Source organism: Lentibacillus sp. (assembly GCF_035301925.1).
Classification (GTDB): Bacteria; Bacillota; Bacilli; order Bacillales; family Amphibacillaceae; genus Lentibacillus.
In genome coordinates this window covers 26,121-43,623 of the sequence record NZ_DATGTI010000157.1, presented here as the reverse complement: position 1 = coordinate 43,623, position 17,503 = coordinate 26,121, and the positions used below count along the sequence as shown (strand labels likewise).

Genomic DNA, 17,503 nt, shown 5'->3' with positions numbered 1-17,503 from the left:
ACATTAAAAAGTAGATATAGCGTGAATTTTAATATGATTGAATGATTTGATTCGTATATAACCAACCCGACGTTTTGCGAAAGGAGTGAATACTGTGCATTCAGCTACTGGTGTTCCAATCATTGCAGCGAGTGTTGGAGGACTGCAGGTTGGGGATATGCTCACCCAATTGGTTTTTTTCCTATTACTGCTATGGTTATTGAAAAAATTTGCTTGGGGCCCGCTCATGAATGTGATGCAAAAACGTGAAGCGTATGTCGCCAGTGAAATTGAATCTGCTGAACAGGACCGTGCAGAGGCTGAAAAGGCACGGGCCGAAGCAGCCGAACAATTAAAACAGACCAAACAGGAAGCACAAAAGATTATAGAAGATGCGAAAAGCGCTGGCACAAAACAAGAGCAGGATATTATCGAATCCGCCCGTCGTGAGGCAGATCGCATCAAAGAATCAGCACAGGAAGAAATCGAAAGTGAAAAAGAAAAAGCGATACTGACACTTCAGGACAAAGTCGCTTCATTATCCGTTCTCATTGCCAGCAAAGTGATTGAAAAAGAAATCAGTGCACAGGATCAGGAAGAGCTGATTAATCAATACATTAAAGAGGCAGGAGAAGAGCGATGAGTGAAGTTGTTACCAGCCGCTATGCCGAAGCTCTTTTTCAGCTTGGGAATGAAAAAGGAACGTTGGATCAGCTTGTGGAAGAATGTCATGTCCTGAAATCAATTTTTAATGAAAACAAAAAGCTTGTGCCATTCCTGGAACATCCGCGCGTTGATAATGATAAGAAAAATCAATTTATGAACGATGTGTTTCAAGGATTTTCAGACGATGTGCTAAACACATTGAAATTATTGACCGAGCGGCACCGTGTTGCAATTGTGCCCGCCATTATTGACCATTTTACCCAGCTGGTAAACGATGTGAAAGGAATTGCAGAAGCCAAAGTGTATTCTGTCCGGGAATTGTCGGAAGATGAAAAGGAACAGCTTGAAACCGTGTTTGCGAAACGTTTTAATAAACAGGCGATAAAGCTTGAAACAATCGTGGATCCGTCAGTCATCGGCGGGATTAAACTGCAGATCGGCAATACAATCTATGATGGCACGATTCAAGGCAAATTAAAACGGATCGAGCGAAATATTGTAACAGCAGACTAAAGAAGATAGGGGTGAAATGGTATGAGCATAAAAGCTGAAGAAATCAGTTCACTGATAAAACAGCAAATCGAAAATTTTGATTCGGATATTGAAGTTAGCGATGTTGGCACTGTCATTGAAGTCGGTGATGGGATTGCACGTGCACACGGCCTTGATGATGCCATGGCCGGTGAGCTTCTTGAATTTTCCAACGGCGTTATGGGGATGGCCCAGAACCTTGAAGAAGGAAACGTCGGTATCGTCATCTTAGGTCCGTTTTCAGATATTCATGAAGGTGATGAAGTCCGCCGCACAGGCAGAGTTATGCAAGTACCTGTAGGGGAGGAATTGCTTGGACGCGTTGTTAACCCGCTGGGCCAGCCGATTGATGGCAAAGGACCGGTGGAAACGACCAAAAGCCGTCCAATCGAATCACCTGCACCATCCATTATGGATCGGCAGGAAGTTAATGAGCCACTGCAGACGGGTATTAAGGCGATTGACGCGCTTGTTCCGATCGGACGCGGACAGCGTGAATTGATCATCGGTGATCGTCAGACCGGTAAAACGACGATTGCGGTTGATACAATCCTGAACCAAAAAGATCAGGATATGATTTGTATTTATGTGGCGATCGGTCAGAAGGAATCAACCGTCAGAAGTACGGTCGAAACATTCCGCCGTTATGGTGCACTGGACAACACTATTGTCGTGTCTGCGAGTGCATCAGAGCCGGCACCACTGTTATACATGGCGCCGTATGCAGGTGTATCAATGGGTGAAGAATTCATGCACCAAGGCAAGCACGTACTTGTTGTGTATGATGACTTAACCAAGCAGGCTGCCGCATACCGTGAACTTTCCTTACTGCTTCGTCGCCCGCCAGGCCGTGAAGCATTCCCTGGGGACGTATTCTATTTGCACTCCCGTCTGTTGGAACGCGCGGCTAAATTGAGTGATGACAAAGGCGGCGGTTCACTGACAGCACTGCCATTTGTTGAAACACAGGCAGGCGACATTGGTGCCTATATCCCGACAAACGTCATCTCTATTACCGACGGGCAAATTTTCCTGCAGTCAGACTTGTTCTTCTCAGGTGTACGTCCGGCGATCAACGCAGGTTTATCCGTATCCCGTGTTGGTGGTTCAGCACAGCTGAAAGCGATGAAGAAAGTTGCCGGTACATTGCGTCTTGACCTGGCTTCGTATCGTGAACTGGAATCATTCGCACAGTTTGGTTCAGATTTGGATAAATCAACCAAGGCAAAGCTTGACCGTGGTGCACGGACAGTGGAAATCCTGAAACAAGGATTGCATGAACCGCTGGCGGTTGAAAAGCAGGTCATGATTATTTACGCCTTAACGAAAGGGTTCCTTGATGACGTTCCGGTTGAGGATATCACCCGTTTTGAGGCTGAGTTCCATACATGGCTCGACCAAAATCGGAAAGAATTGCTTTCAACGATCCGTGAAACCGGCAAACTGGCTGAAGATGAAGAGATGAGTGAAGCAGTTGAATCGTTCAAAAAGACATTTTTACCAAGTGACCAATAAATGATCAGACGAAGACATGAGTTTGGATAAAGGGGCTTTGGCTGCATGCCGGGCTCTGACGTCTAACCTCCAGCCTGTGAAGGAAGGGTGGTGAAATGCTTGGCATCACTTAGAGATATTCAAAAACGAATTGACTCGACATCAAAGACCAAACAGATTACAAAGGCAATGGAAATGGTTTCGGCTTCTAAAATGAACAAAGCTGAAGAAAACGCCAAATCGTTCGTTCCGTACAGTGAAAAAATTCAGGAAGTGGTCGCCAGCATCGCGAGCAGTAATATGGATGCCGCTCATCCGATGCTTGAGGCGCGTGATGTGAAAAAATCCGGCTATTTTGTGATCACATCTGACCGCGGTTTGGCAGGTGCCTATAACAGCGGTGTTCTGAAGAAGATTCATGAAACCATTCAAAAACGCCATCAGTCAACCGATGAATATACGATAATCGTTGTTGGGCGTGTCGGATACGAATTTTTCCAAAAACGGGGAATGCCGATTGCCAAAAGTATACTTGGGATGGCAGACCAGCCGAATTTCAATGATATAAAAGAGCTTGCTTCTGAAACGGTACAAATGTTTATTGATGAGGAAATCGATGAACTGACGATGTATTATAACCATTATAAAAGTGCCATTTCGCAAGTCGTGACATCAAAACAGCTGCTGCCATTGACAAATATTGAAGAACAAGCAAATACTGGATCCAGTCAGTATGAGTACGAGCCAAATCAGGAGCAGATTCTCGAAGTGCTATTGCCGCAATATGCGGAAAGTTTAATTTATGGTGCATTACTGGATGGAAAAGCGAGTGAGCACGCAGCGCGGATGACAGCAATGCGTAATGCAACCGATAATGCCAACGAGCTTATCGATGACTTGACATTGTCGTATAACCGTGCACGCCAGGCAGCAATCACACAGGAGATCAATGAAATCATCGGCGGTGTAGCAGCACTTGAGTAGCACTTGGAATGCGTGTTCAAAAAGGAGGATAACAAGGACCGGCAGGCTAAGTTCGCGATGACAATCACGGGCGCTTGCACTAGCACGTCTCGTGCGTTGAAAGTTCAAGACGCCGTCGTTTCGAGCAGCGGGCTTCTCTTGTTTGTGGTGAGTTCTGCGCCCGCCACAGGACGTGGGCGGTTTTAGCAGAAGGTCCCCTGTTTGATGTGCCATTGTTACCGGACTTTTTGAACATCTTCTCGGAATGGTCGATAGAAGGATAGGAGGGAAATCAATGAGCAAAGGACACATTACACAAGTCATGGGACCTGTTGTCGACGTTAAATTTGACGAAGGCCAGCTCCCTGATATCAATAATGCATTAGTTGTCCGCCCCGGTGAAGATGATGTGGACATTGATCTGACATTGGAAGTCGCACTTCACCTTGGGGATAATGCAGTTCGTACGATTGCGATGGACTCAACAGATGGCTTGAAACGCAATATGACAATTGAAGATACAGGCGGCCCGATTTCCGTACCGGTAGGTGAAGCGACTCTTGGCCGTGTTTTCAACGTCCTTGGTGATAACATTGACCTTGATGAGCCGGTACCGGAAGACAACCGACGAGATCCGATTCATCGTCAGCCGCCGGAATTTGAAGACCTGACCACTGATACAGAAATTTTGGAAACTGGCATCAAAGTTGTTGACCTGCTGGCACCCTATACAAAAGGTGGGAAAATCGGCCTGTTCGGTGGTGCAGGTGTTGGTAAAACAGTTCTGATACAGGAATTGATCAACAACGTTGCCCAGGAGCATGGTGGTATTTCCGTGTTTGCTGGTGTTGGTGAGCGGACACGTGAAGGGAACGACCTTTACTATGAAATGAAGGATTCCGGCGTTATTAACAAAACAGCCATGGTGTTCGGTCAGATGAACGAGCCGCCCGGTGCACGTATGCGCGTTGCCCTGACCGGTTTGACCATGGCAGAATACTTCCGTGATGAACAAGGACAGGACGTGCTGTTATTTATCGATAATATTTTCCGTTTCACCCAGGCAGGTATGGAAGTTTCCGCGCTGCTTGGCCGTATGCCATCGGCTGTTGGTTATCAGCCAACGCTTGCAACCGAAATGGGGCAGCTGCAGGAGCGTATTACAACGACGGATAAAGGGTCGGTAACATCGATCCAGGCCATTTATGTGCCTGCTGACGACTATACAGACCCTGCACCGGCAACGACATTTGCCCACTTGGACGCAACAACCAACCTTGACCGTGGCTTGTCTGAGCAAGGTATCTATCCGGCAGTTGATCCACTGGCGTCAACGTCCCGTGCCCTGGACCCTGAAGTGGTCGGTGAAGAGCATTATAAAGTGGCGCGTGAAGTGCAGCAAACACTGCAGAAATACAAAGAATTGCAGGATATTATCGCCATCCTTGGTATGGATGAACTTTCTGATGATGATAAATTGACGGTTGCCCGCGCACGCCGTATCCAATTCTTCCTGTCTCAGAACTTCCATGTGGCTGAACAGTTTACCGGGCAGCCTGGTTCATATGTGCCGGTAGAAGAAACAGTTAAAGGGTTCAGAGAAATTCTGGACGGCAAATATGATGACCTGCCTGAGGATGCATTCCGTCTGGTGGGCCGTATTGAGGAAGTCGTGGAAAAAGCAAAAGACATGGATTAATAATGCAGGCGAAATACTGGGTGAAAGCAAAACAATCCCAATGATATCAGCGAATTGATAACATGAGATTGTCCCGTGTGATTTCACCCAGCTATTCACCTGTCTCTAGGAGGGGTTACATTGAAAACACTGACTGTGAGTGTTGTTACTCCTGATGGTCCGGTATTAGAAGACAGTTTTGACATGGTCAGCTGTAAAGCCGAAAATGGGGAGCTCGGTGTATTGCCGGGGCACATCCCGATGGTTGCGCCATTGACAATCAGCTCAGTACGTTTAAAACAAGAGAAAGATACAAAACATTTGGCTGTTAGTGGCGGATTTTTAGAAGTGCGGCCTGATAAAGTAACGATTCTTGCTCAATCAGCGGAAAAACCCAGTGATATCGATGTGCAGCGGGCAGAAGAGGCCAAACAGCGGGCTGAACGCCGCCTCCAATCCAAACAGGATGACATTGATTTCAAACGAGCAGAATTGGCACTCAAACGCGCAATAAACCGATTGGACGTTGCACGATAAAGCGAAACTTCATTCAGCGGGGTGGTTTTCCCCGATGAATGTTAGTTGAGCCGAATCGGGCATTTAAGGTCAGTTGCCCGCCGTATTTTGGCGGGTTACTGACCTTTACATGCGGGGAAAAGCGAAACTTCATTCAGCGGGGTGGTTTGCCCCGCTGAATGAGGGGAACAAAGGCTAAGTACGCAACGTCGTGTTGCAACGCCTTTGTGACCAACATCGTGTTGGCCCGAGCCGAATCGGACATTTACGGACAGTTATCCCCCGTTTTATGGGTGATTAATGTCCGTTATATGCGGGATAAAGCGAAAATCTCTTGTAACAATGTGTTATAAGAGATTTTCGCTTTTGATCTATGAAAATTTGACAAAAAATTTGCGGAAAAACGGTGATATCTGCAGAAGGGATGAGTTATTTTCAAAAGAGCAGCGGCATCTACAGAAGAAACAAAATATCTGCAGAAGAGCTGAAATATCAACAGAATCTCTTATCCAGCATTTGCACCGGCATCTTACACATCACAAAGGGACACCATTCTGTCGATATTTCCCGGGAAATAATAACAGTAATTGACATGACTGACTGACAATATATGTGTTATGTTTTTTAAGAAATTGAGTGGGCAGTGTGCCTGACCTCTTGGCCCAAGACACCAACGTTTGACAAAAACCTTGATACATGGCAAAGTAACAATTGATGTGAGGCAAATGTTTGATTGAACAATCGAAAAGGTGTGGAAATATGTTTTCTTCAATTGGTGTAATGGCAATCATCAGTATGATATCACATTTGATTTTTATTTATATAACCTGGCGGGTGATCACGACCATTAACTTTGATCCGCTTATCAGAAAAGGACGGGAAACAGAAGCGAGAGTGCTGATTGTGTTCATCACAATTGCCATCGGCACGGGTGTCAGCAGCTTTTTCCTTGAATTCATTCAATGGTCACAGGATTTGATGTACCTTTTCTGATCATTGGGTGCATCAGCTCATTCTATAAAACTATTAATTCGAACGTATGGGAGAACCCCCCCTTGTTCATACTGATAAATAGTATGATAAGGGGGGATTTTTTATGCGAAAGCTTGCACTGATAATAAGTGTTTTTTTATTAATAACCATGAACACAGCGGCGTTTGCGAAACAGACAGATGAACTGACGGACCTGGCTTCACTGGTAACTGGCAGCGACTTGCCGGTTGACAGCTGGCAGGTGACGATTAAGGAAAAAATGAACAAAGATGCAATCAGGCGTATTCTGGAAAAAATGAAGCATAAAAATGGTTATAAGGTCACTGGCACAGAAGACGAAAAATCAGTAAAATACTTCATTGAGCGCATACAAAAAGATGGACTTTTTTCTGAAACTTATCATGTTGTCATTCCAAAAGACCCAATGTATCAAGCTGAACTTGCTATAGTATTAAAAGGGAAAGATTGGAATGATTCAATTGCAATCGCCTATATAAATCGAGTTGACGCCATCAAATCGACATATTTCACAAATAAGTCGACAAAGTTTGCTTGTCTAACAACAACGATTGATGCTAAAATAGAAAGTGTTTATTTTTTTGATCAAATGAAAAGCGATTTGCAATTGACGAACATCCGGAAACAAACTGACAATGTGACTAATACGTCGGTTAAAAAAATCGTGTACGGGTATACACCACTATGGGAGCAAGAGATTAAGATGAAACAGCCGATGAATTTGCAAATGGTGGTACAAAACAGTACACAAAACAGCAAGCGTTTAACGATAGGCACACCTATCCTGATCAATGAATATTAATATAGTGAAATTGGATTATAAGGAGAATAAAATATGGAAACAATCATCGTAAGAGGCGGAGAACGACTGAAAGGCTCCGTGAAAGTGGAGGGAGCCAAAAATGCTGTGCTGCCGGCCATAACCGCCAGCATCCTGGCCAGCGAAGGGAAAAGTGTCATTTCTGATGTTCCCATTCTGGCTGATGTATATACAATCAATGAAGTATTGCGAAACATGAATGCAAATGTACAATTTGAAAATAACACTGTTTATGTTGATGCGTCAAATCAATTATTGACCGAAGCTCCATTTGAATATGTGCGGAAAATGCGTGCGTCAGTATTAGTTCTCGGACCACTATTGGCGCGCTATGGTCATGCACAGGTAGCAATGCCCGGCGGCTGTGCAATCGGATCACGGCCGATTGATTTGCATTTAAAAGGATTCGAAGCGATGGGAGCTCGTGTGCACGTTGGGAACGGATACGTGGAACTGGAAACTGATGGACGTCTTCATGGTGCAAAGATTTATCTGGATATGCCAAGTGTGGGCGCAACCGAAAATATTATGATGGCAGCAACACTAGCAGAAGGCAAAACCGTTATTGAAAATTGTGCTAAAGAACCTGAAATTGTGGACCTGGCAAACTTCCTGAATAAAATGGGAGCGAAAGTAGTCGGTGCAGGAACAGAGACAATCCGCATCGAGGGTGTGGAAAAACTGCACGGTGCCAAACATACGATTATTCCGGACCGTGTGGAAGCCGGTACATTTATGGTTGCAGGAGCCATTACCGGCGGGGATATCCTGATTAGAAATGCGGAGAGTGAACATTTACGTTCCGTTATCTCCAAGCTGGAAGAAATGGGTGTTACCATCTTTGAAGAGGAAGATGGCATCCGTGTGATTGGTCCTGATAAATTATTTGCTACCGATATAAAAACATTACCGCATCCAGGATTTCCTACCGATATGCAATCGCAAATGATGGCTCTGATGCTGAATGCTAATGGCACAAGTGTCATTACGGAAACGGTGTTTGAGAACCGGTTCATGCACGTGGAGGAATTCCGCCGTATGAATGCCAAAATGAAAATAGAAGGCCGCAGTGTGATCATCGAAGGTCCTGCTGATCTGCAGGCAGCTGAGGTTGCAGCAACTGATTTGCGTGCAGCAGCCGCGCTCATATTAGCAGGTTTAGTCGCTGATGGCCATACACGAGTGACCGAATTAAGGCATCTTGATCGCGGCTATGTGGATTTTGCCGGAAAATTGGCCACGCTGGGAGCTGATATTGAACGGGTGGATGAAAATGGAAATGCCGTTAACCCGTTTACTCAAGCTGAAAATATGGCTGATGAAGCAGTCGTGGAAGTTTCCAAATCGTAAAAAGAAGAAGGCACCATTTACTGTGCAGCAAATGCTATAATCGCTGGATTTAATTTTTACCTGACAAAATAGCAGATGGGAACAACGAAAGCAGATGGGGGATCCATCTGTTTTTTTGCTGCCTGCTATAACCATATTTTAACAGCACCTTGATCCTGAATAATTCAATAACGCCTGGCATATGCCTAAATTCCCATTTATTATCTATTCTTGGATAAATTTCATCTTGCATTTTATTGATAATATGATAAACTTTAAGAAAATTAAAACAGTGACTGAAAACGTTGATATTCAGCAATAAAAAGTTATATTCAGATGGAAAATATGAAATCGCTTACAACGGTGGCGTATTACATAGGAGTGGACTGCATGCTGCGTTATATTTTGAAACGGTTTGCCATTATGCTGGTGACCCTTTGGATTATTGTCACACTGACATTTGTCCTGATGGTGACACTGCCCGGATCGCCGCTTAATGAAGAACGGACGACCAATGAGACGGTTCAGGCCAATCTTGAGGCACATTATAATTTGGATGAACCTTATTACATACAATATTTGCTTTACATAAAATCAATTGCCACATTTGACTTCGGCCCATCCATTAAACAGCCGAATGAAACGGTGAATGATTTGCTCGGACGGGGATTCCCGATTTCATTTGAGCTTGGGATTGTCACCATTGCGGTGGCGGTCGTCCCCGGCATTATTCTTGGTATTTTTGCAGCCTTGAAGCACAACGGGATCATCGACTATATGGCCATGACGATTGCCGTTTTGGGCATATCGATTCCAAACTTTGTGCTGGCAACGCTGCTCATTCAAGTACTGGCGGTTAATTTCGGCATTCTTCCGGCAGCAACATGGTCCAGTCCGATGCATATGATCATGCCGACCATCGCGCTGGCAACAGGCCCGATGGCGATAATCGCCCGCCTGACACGGTCGACGATGCTTGAGGTGCTGACACAGGATTATATCAAAATGGCCCGGGCAAAAGGATTGAAACCGTGGAAAGTCATTATCAAGCATGCGCTGAAAAATGCGCTCATGCCGGTAGTGACGATCATGGGGACACTACTTGCCGGAATTTTGACGGGTACGTTTGTCATTGAGCAAATTTTCGGCATTCCGGGCATGGGAAAATATTTTGTGGAGAGCATCAACCAGCGGGATTATCCGGTCATTATGGGGACGACCGTTTTTTACAGTGCATTTCTGATTTTGATGCTGTTCTTGGTGGATGTCGCTTACGGGTTCCTTGACCCGAGAATCAAACTGCATAAGAAGGGAGGAGAATAAGATGAACCCAAAAGAAGTCAAAACCATTCATTCTCCTGCCGACATACCGGATGATTGGTTCAGATGGAAAGAAAAAGATTTAGAAGCCGCTGAAACCGTCTCGCGGCCGTCGCTTTCATATTGGCGGGATGCATGGAGGCGTCTCAAGAAGAATAAGCTGGCCATGACAGGCTTGGTATTCCTGGTCATTTTAGGAATCATGGCTATTATTGGGCCGATGCTGTCACCCTATTCTGTGGCGGATCAGAATCGCCCGAACCAGTTCCTGCCGCCATCAGCTGACCACTGGTTTGGTACCGACGCACTCGGACGCGATGTCGTCACCCGGACGTGGTATGGTGCCAGGATTTCATTGTTTGTCGGGTTAATGGCGGCACTGATTGACTTTTTTGTCGGCGTGATTTACGGCGGTATTGCCGGCTATAAAGGCGGACGCACCGACAGTATTATGATGCGTATCATCGAGATTTTGTACGGCCTGCCGTACCTATTAGTTGTCATTTTGCTGCTGGTTGTGATGGGTCCGAGCTTGACAACAATCATTATTGCGCTCTCAGTCACCGGCTGGGTCGGGATGGCCAGGATTGTCAGGGGGCAGGTCCTGCAGATCAAAAACTTTGAATTTGTCATGGCATCGAAATCATTTGGAACCAAGACACCAAGAATTATCCGGAAAAACTTGCTCCCGAACACGATGGGGCCGATCATTGTCCAGATGACGCTGACTGTGCCGAATGCCATTTTTGCTGAAGCGTTTCTAAGCTTCCTGGGGCTGGGCATCCAGTCGCCATATGCCAGTTGGGGTGTGATGTCAAATGATGCGCTGGGAGCGATTTTATCCGGCTATTGGTGGACATTATTTTTCCCGGCTTTCTTTATTTCGTTTACGATGTTTGCATTTAACGTACTGGGTGATGGGCTTCAGGATGCACTTGATCCGAAGTTGAAGGAGTAGGTGAGCAGATGGAAAAAATACTTGATGTCAAAGACCTGCATGTAACCTTTTCAACATTTGGCGGGACGGTCAAAGCCGTACGCGGTGTCAGTTTTGATTTACATAAGGGTGAGACGCTTGCCATTGTCGGGGAGTCCGGCTGTGGGAAAAGCGTCACCTCAAATGCGATTATGCGGCTGATTCCCGATCCGCCCGGAAAAATATCAAACGGGACGATTACGTTTAAAGGGAAAGAACTTACAACAGTTCCTGAAAAAGATATGCGTTCGATACGCGGTGTCGACATTTCAATGATTTTCCAGGATCCGATGACAGCATTGAATCCGACATTAACGATTGGCACTCAGCTGGTTGAAGGTTTGATGGAACACCGGAAAACGTCAAGTGCTGAAGCGAAAGAAAAGGCACTCGAGATGATGCATCTGGTCGGGATTCCAAATCCGGAAGAGCGGTTTAAACAATATCCTCACCAGTTCAGCGGCGGTATGCGGCAGCGGATCGTGATTGCCATTGCATTGATTTGTGAACCGGAGCTATTGATTGCCGACGAGCCGACGACCGCACTTGATGTGACCATCCAGGCACAGATATTGGAACTGTTTGAACGTATACAGGAGCAGACAGGTGTTTCGATCATCTTAATCACGCATGACCTTGGCGTTGTTGCAAAAATAGCTGACCGCATTGTCGTCATGTACGCCGGAAAAATCATCGAGGAAGGAACAAGAAAGGAAATTTTTTACGAACCGGAACATCCGTATACAAAGGGGTTATTAAAATCAGTGCCAAGACTCGATGTTAAAGGTAAGAAACTGATCCCGATTGACGGGACACCACCGGATTTATTCTCACCTCCACAGGGATGTCCGTTCACAGCGCGGTGTCCTATGGCGATGGAGGTGTGTGATAAAGTTTACCCGCTCCAGTCGGAACTGAGTGAGACACACAAAGTGGATTGCTGGCTCCAGGATGAGCGGGCGAAACAGCTTCTGGCTTTAACAGCCGATAAAACATAACAAGGGGGAGAACAAAGGCATGAAGAAAAAGGGGTTTTTGTTTCTTATGTTTGCCGCATTCATTTTAGTGCTGGCGGCATGTACGACGTCAACAGGGGATGATGGCGGCAATGAAGCGGCTGATGCCGGCTCAGATTCAGATGCCGATGCAGCAGAAGAAAGTGACAGCGGCGGTGAAAAAGTATTGCGCATGAATAATGGCGAAGAACCGACATCATTGAATCCGCCGATTGGTTTTGACAGCGTTTCATGGAATGTCTTGAACAACCTGATGGAAGGTTTGACGAGACTGGGGCAGGATGATATGCCACAGCCGGCGATAGCAGAGGATTGGGACATTTCCGATGACGGAAAAACGTATACCTTTTACCTGCGCGAGGATGCGAACTGGTCAAATGGCGACCCGGTGACAGCGGAAGATTTTGTTTATGCATGGAAACAGCTTTTGAATCCGGAAACAGGTTCGTCTGCAGCATTTCTCGGCTATTTCATTGAGGGCGGAGAAGCATACAACGCCGGCGACGGATCGGCTGATGATGTAGCGGTTGAAGCCGTTGACGAAAAGACGTTTGAAGTGACATTGACGGCACCGACAGGGTTCTTCCTGCATGTAGTGACCAACCCGGCATTCTTCCCGGTTAATAAAGAAGTTGCCGAGGAAAATCCGGAATGGCATGCAGAAGCAGAGTCTTTCGTTTCCAATGGACCATTCGAGCTTGAATCATGGTCACATGATCAGGAAATGGTGTTCGTGAAGAACGCGGAATACTGGGACAGCGACACGGTCAACCTTGATAAGGTTAACTGGGTAATGGTTCCCGATGTCAACACGGAGTACCAGATGTTTGAAAGTGATGAACTCGATGTGACCGAAATCCCGTCAGATATGGCAGATCAGCTGATTGACGGGGACAATGTGGTCATTGAAGATCAGGCGGGGCTTTATTTCTACCGTTTTAATGTGACAGAAGAGCCGTTCCAGAACGAAAAAATCCGAAAAGCATTCGCACTGGCCATCAATCAGGATGACATTGTTGACTATGTCACTAAAAACAATGAGCAAGCTGCCAAAGCTTTTGTTTCACCAGGCTTCACCACGCCATCCGGCGAGGATTTCCGTGATGTGAATGGGGAGATGGTAAGCTTTGATCCGGAACAGGCAAAACAATTACTGGAAGAAGGTATGGAAGAGGAAGGCTATGATGAGCTGCCGCCGGTGACACTGACATATAATACGGATGAACAGCATAAAGCCATCGCCGAAACGATGCAAAATATGTTCAGTGAAAACCTTGGCGTTGATGTTGAATTGGCCAATACCGAATGGAACGTCTTCCTGGAAGATCAAAAGTCTCTGAACCATCAGCTGTCACGGAGTTCGTTCCTCTTTGATTACGGTGATCCGGTCAACTTCCTGGAAAGTTTTATCACGGATTCTTCAATGAACCGCACCGGCTGGTCAAATGAGGAATATGATGAGCTTATTGCCCAGGCCAAGCAGGAAACGGATGAGGAAAAGCGCTGGGAGCTGATGTATGAGGCAGAACAAATGCTGGCAGGAGAAATGCCGATTTTCCCAATCCATTATTATAACCAGGTCTATATTTACAAGGACAACGTGAAAGATGTCGTGCGCCATCCAGTCGGTTATCTGGAGTTGAAATGGGCTGATATTGAACAGTAGATGGATGCCGAAATCTTCCATTGATGGGGTTCGTATAATTGATATTCTGATGAAGTGTGATGTGGTGGGCCGCATGGGGACAGTAGTGGAATTCCGCGCGACAGGAGCATCAAATCGCGCGACGATCCCGGGAATTCGCGCGGCAGGCACTCGAGAACGCGCGGCGACGCCACAATCTCGCGCGACAAGCATTCAATTTCGCGCGACGATACCGGAAATTCGCGCGGCGACAGCAAAAATTCGCGCGACAGGCACTCGAGATCGCGCGGCGACAGCAGAAATTCGCGCGGCGATACCACAATTTCGCGCAGCCGAAGCCCGGCGACAACACCCGACTTGTGCAGCCACAGTACGCATCATCTGAAGTGTGGAAGGAATGGCTATCCAGCCACTCCTTCTTCCGCTTCTAATACATATATCTGAAAAAACGCTGATGCGTCTTTTCAGATGCCGGATTGAAGGAAATCGGCGAATTGGCCGATTTCGGTATCGAAAACGTTATCCAAAATTTTATGCTTTCTTATCTCATAAAAAGGACTGGATCCGATGAAACCACAGCGATTGGCAAAAGGCGATACAATTGGCATTACCGCACCGGCGAGCCCTGCTGATTTGAAACGTGTTAAGCGGACGATTCCGTTTTTTGAAAAGATGGGGCTGCATGTCAAACTTGGTAAGACGCTCAATTTAAAGTATGGCTATTTGGCTGGGACTGATGCTGAGCGGCTGGCTGATTTTCATCAAATGGCTGTCGATGATTCAATCAAAGCGGTTATATTTGCCCGGGGCGGCTATGGAACACCAAGGATTTCCAGCCGGATTGATTATCAGTTAATCAGCCAAAATCCAAAAATTTATTGGGGCTATAGCGATATCACTTATTTACATACGGCCATCCGCCAGCAAACCGGCCTGACAACATTTCATGGACCGATGCCTGCATCTGATGTGGCTGAACAGGATTTTGATGAACTGTCTGCAAGTATGTTTCGGCAGCTGTTCGCCCCTGTAACACTGCACTATTCAGAAGACATTTCCCCGCTGAATGTGATTGTACCGGGAAAAGCGACCGCAGAACTTACTGGTGGAAATCTGTCGCTTATCATCAGCACACTCGGTACACCATTCGAAATCAATACAAACGGAAAACTGCTTTTGCTTGAAGATATCGGGGAAGAGCCGTACAGGATTGATTCTATGCTCAATCAGCTGAAACTTGCGGGAAAATTGAATACGGCAGCCGGGATTGTTCTCGGGGATTTTGCTGAAGCAAGACCACCCGAAGGAAAACCATCCCTTTCCCTGGAACAGGTCTTTGATGACTATTTTGCTGGTCTGGCATGTCCGGTTATGTCCGGCTTTAAAATCGGTCATTGCTTCCCGCATTTTTCACTGCCATTGGGGGAAGCAGCCACCTTAAATACATTGGATAAAACACTGACGGTTGAAGCGGGCGTTTGCTAGGAAGAAAAGGGAAAATGCGTATTTGGATAAACAGACGCGGGTAGCAGCATCGATCAGCATTGAAGGGGGAAAAGCCATGACTAAACAAACGTTTGATCAATTTACAGAGGAGCTCTGGGTGACAGCCGTTCAAGTTGCGACAGTATGGACATCACCGTCGTCACCTAGGGAGGTTGATAAACCGGGGATTACCAATCCGACTGATATCGATAACTGGGTCAGCCATCTTAGTTATGAGGCAACCGTTGCCCTATCCGATGAAAATCGCATCCAAACGCAAACGCTGTACGGAGAAGCGGTCATGATAACCGAAACGAAAGATGACTGGGCACATGTGGTTGTCCCGACACAAGCGTCAGTTAAAGATGAACGCGGTTATCCCGGCTGGATGCCGCTCAGCCAGCTGAAAAAAATAAAAAAACAGGACTGGCAGCGCGCAGAATCAGCTGCTGTCACGTCACGGCACGCATGGCTGGAAAGTGAAGACGGCGAACATATCATGAAACTCAGTTATATGACGATGTTACCGGTTGAAAGTAAAACAAATAATCGCATTAAAGTGAATACGCCACACGGTTTTCATTTTTTGCGGAAAAGTGACGTGACCGTGTTCCGCTCAGAACAGGGATTGCCAAAAAGACAGGGCAACGAGCTTTTAAAAGCCGGGGAGCCATACCTGGGACTGGATTATTTCTGGGGCGGGATGAGCTCGTTCGGTTATGATTGCTCAGGGTTCGTCTATGCTATGCATAAAGCGAACGGCTACCAGATTCCGCGTGATGCCGGAGATCAGGCAGCTTCAGTCGAGAAAGTTCCCTATGATCAGCTTGAACCGGGTGATTTGATTTTTTTCGCCTATGAAGAAGGAAAAGGTAGATTGCACCATGTCGGATTTTATTATGGTCATGGAAAAATGCTTCACTCCCCGCAAACCGGACGCGGGATTGAATTGATTGAACTGAAAGGCACGAAATATGAAAAAGAACTTTGTGCTGCAACCAGATACTGGCAGCAAGCAGAGGGGTAATCGTGATGGAAGAGAAAATTTTACAACTCAACAATTTAAGCAAACATTATAATATAGGTAAAGGGCAAATACTGAAAGCTGTCAATGATGTGACGTTTCATATCAATAAGGGAGAAACATTCGGGCTTGTCGGGGAGTCAGGCTGTGGTAAAACAACGGTCGGCCGTACGATTATGGGGCTTTACGACAAAACGTCAGGCGATGTGTATTATGATGGCCAAAATGTGCATGAGCTGGATGACAAGGAGACATTTGAATTTTACCGTCAGATGCAAATGATTTTCCAAGACCCGTATGCGTCATTGAATCCGCGCTCAACCGTTAAAGAAGTCATAGCTGAGCCGATGGAAGTTCATGGCCTTTATCAGAACAAACAGGAACAGCTTGACCGGGTGATCCAGCTTCTGGAAGAGGTCGGACTGAACCGTGATCATGCGAATCGTTACCCGCATGAATTCAGCGGCGGCCAGCGTCAGCGAATCGGTATCGCCCGGGCCCTGGCACTCGATCCCGATTTTATCATTGCGGATGAGCCCATTTCGGCATTGGATGTATCCGTTCAGGCGCAGGTCGTTAATCTATTAAAAAACTTGCAGGCGGAAAAGAGCTTGACCTTTTTATTCATTGCCCATGACTTATCAATGGTTAAGCAAATTTCCGACCGGATTGGTGTCATGTACTTAGGGAACTTGGTCGAGCTGACGTCAAGTGATTCACTTTACGACAATCCGCTTCATCCATATACGCAGGCGCTTCTGTCGGCGATTCCAATTCCGGATCCGGATATTGAGGATACACGGGAGCGGATCATTCTGGAAGGCGAGCTGCCAAGCCCGATCAATCCGCCGAGCGGCTGTGTATTCCGCACCCGCTGCCCATTTGCGATGGATGTCTGTGCTGAAAAGCAGCCCGAGTGGCTTGAAGTCGAAAAGAATCACTATGTCGCGTGTCATCTGTACGATGAAACGTTGAATGACACGAATCAACCGAACGTTCATATCAGGAAAAAGCCCGTGCAGACGTAACGCACGGGTTTTATTAAAGATT

Annotated in this window: 16 protein-coding genes; all 16 read left to right on the top strand. The window is 46.3% G+C overall.

Translation table 11 applies throughout. From position 1 onward, the window contains the following. Positions 1-94 precede the first annotated feature (94 nt). The 16 genes from VK080_RS12915 to VK080_RS12840 all read left to right on the top strand — a co-directional run bounded on the left by VK080_RS12915 (position 95) and on the right by VK080_RS12840 (position 17,481). Positions 95-622, top strand: a complete 528-nt coding sequence (locus VK080_RS12915) for a F0F1 ATP synthase subunit B (protein WP_324225182.1) — start codon at positions 95-97, stop codon at positions 620-622. Beyond that, a complete protein-coding gene (locus VK080_RS12910) occupies positions 619-1,158 on the top strand; it encodes a F0F1 ATP synthase subunit delta (RefSeq protein WP_324225181.1) in 540 nt (179 codons plus the stop codon). Before VK080_RS12915 ends, VK080_RS12910 begins: the two co-directional genes overlap by 4 nt. A 21-nt stretch (positions 1,159-1,179) precedes the next feature. Next, positions 1,180-2,691 carry a F0F1 ATP synthase subunit alpha gene (atpA, locus tag VK080_RS12905; RefSeq protein ID WP_324225180.1) on the top strand — a complete coding sequence of 504 codons (1,512 nt, stop codon included), beginning with the start codon at positions 1,180-1,182 and terminating at the stop codon, positions 2,689-2,691. 99 nt (positions 2,692-2,790) lie between these two features. After that, positions 2,791-3,654, top strand: a complete 864-nt coding sequence (gene atpG / locus VK080_RS12900) for an ATP synthase F1 subunit gamma (protein ID WP_324225179.1) — start codon at positions 2,791-2,793, stop codon at positions 3,652-3,654. 274 nt (positions 3,655-3,928) lie between these two features. Beyond that, positions 3,929-5,332 carry a F0F1 ATP synthase subunit beta gene (gene atpD / locus VK080_RS12895; protein ID WP_324225178.1) on the top strand — a complete coding sequence of 468 codons (1,404 nt, stop codon included), beginning with the start codon at positions 3,929-3,931 and terminating at the stop codon, positions 5,330-5,332. Between the two features lie 120 nt (positions 5,333-5,452). Continuing rightward, positions 5,453-5,848 carry a F0F1 ATP synthase subunit epsilon gene (locus VK080_RS12890; protein ID WP_324225177.1) on the top strand — a complete coding sequence of 132 codons (396 nt, stop codon included), beginning with the start codon at positions 5,453-5,455 and terminating at the stop codon, positions 5,846-5,848. Positions 5,849-6,586: 738 nt separating this feature from the next. Next, positions 6,587-6,820 carry a DUF1146 family protein gene (locus tag VK080_RS12885; RefSeq protein ID WP_324225176.1) on the top strand — a complete coding sequence of 78 codons (234 nt, stop codon included), beginning with the start codon at positions 6,587-6,589 and terminating at the stop codon, positions 6,818-6,820. A 103-nt stretch (positions 6,821-6,923) separates the two neighbouring features. Beyond that, the gene (locus tag VK080_RS12880; protein WP_324225175.1) at positions 6,924-7,640 is read left to right on the top strand and encodes a YwmB family TATA-box binding protein; all 717 of its coding nucleotides are present in this window, start codon (positions 6,924-6,926) and stop codon (positions 7,638-7,640) included. 33 nt (positions 7,641-7,673) lie between these two features. Next, a complete protein-coding gene (gene murA / locus VK080_RS12875) occupies positions 7,674-9,008 on the top strand; it encodes a UDP-N-acetylglucosamine 1-carboxyvinyltransferase (protein WP_324225174.1) in 1,335 nt (444 codons plus the stop codon). 369 nt (positions 9,009-9,377) lie between these two features. Next, the gene (locus VK080_RS12870; RefSeq protein ID WP_324225173.1) at positions 9,378-10,310 is read left to right on the top strand and encodes an ABC transporter permease; all 933 of its coding nucleotides are present in this window, start codon (positions 9,378-9,380) and stop codon (positions 10,308-10,310) included. 1 nt (position 10,311) lies between these two features. After that, positions 10,312-11,265 carry an ABC transporter permease gene (locus VK080_RS12865; protein ID WP_324225172.1) on the top strand — a complete coding sequence of 318 codons (954 nt, stop codon included), beginning with the start codon at positions 10,312-10,314 and terminating at the stop codon, positions 11,263-11,265. Positions 11,266-11,273: 8 nt separating this feature from the next. Then, positions 11,274-12,281: an ABC transporter ATP-binding protein gene (locus tag VK080_RS12860; RefSeq protein WP_324225171.1), complete on the top strand. Its 1,008-nt coding sequence runs from the start codon at positions 11,274-11,276 to the stop codon at positions 12,279-12,281. 19 nt (positions 12,282-12,300) lie between these two features. Next, the gene (locus VK080_RS12855; protein ID WP_324225170.1) at positions 12,301-13,965 is read left to right on the top strand and encodes a peptide ABC transporter substrate-binding protein; all 1,665 of its coding nucleotides are present in this window, start codon (positions 12,301-12,303) and stop codon (positions 13,963-13,965) included. Between the two features lie 546 nt (positions 13,966-14,511). Further along, entirely contained in the window at positions 14,512-15,429 is a 918-nt protein-coding gene (locus tag VK080_RS12850) for an LD-carboxypeptidase (protein ID WP_324225169.1), read from the top strand. A 76-nt stretch (positions 15,430-15,505) separates the two neighbouring features. Then, the gene (locus VK080_RS12845; RefSeq protein WP_324225168.1) at positions 15,506-16,456 is read left to right on the top strand and encodes a C40 family peptidase; all 951 of its coding nucleotides are present in this window, start codon (positions 15,506-15,508) and stop codon (positions 16,454-16,456) included. Between the two features lie 5 nt (positions 16,457-16,461). Continuing rightward, on the top strand, positions 16,462-17,481 hold the full coding sequence (locus VK080_RS12840) for an oligopeptide/dipeptide ABC transporter ATP-binding protein (protein ID WP_324225167.1): 1,020 nt from the start codon (positions 16,462-16,464) through the stop codon (positions 17,479-17,481). Positions 17,482-17,503 lie beyond the last annotated feature (22 nt).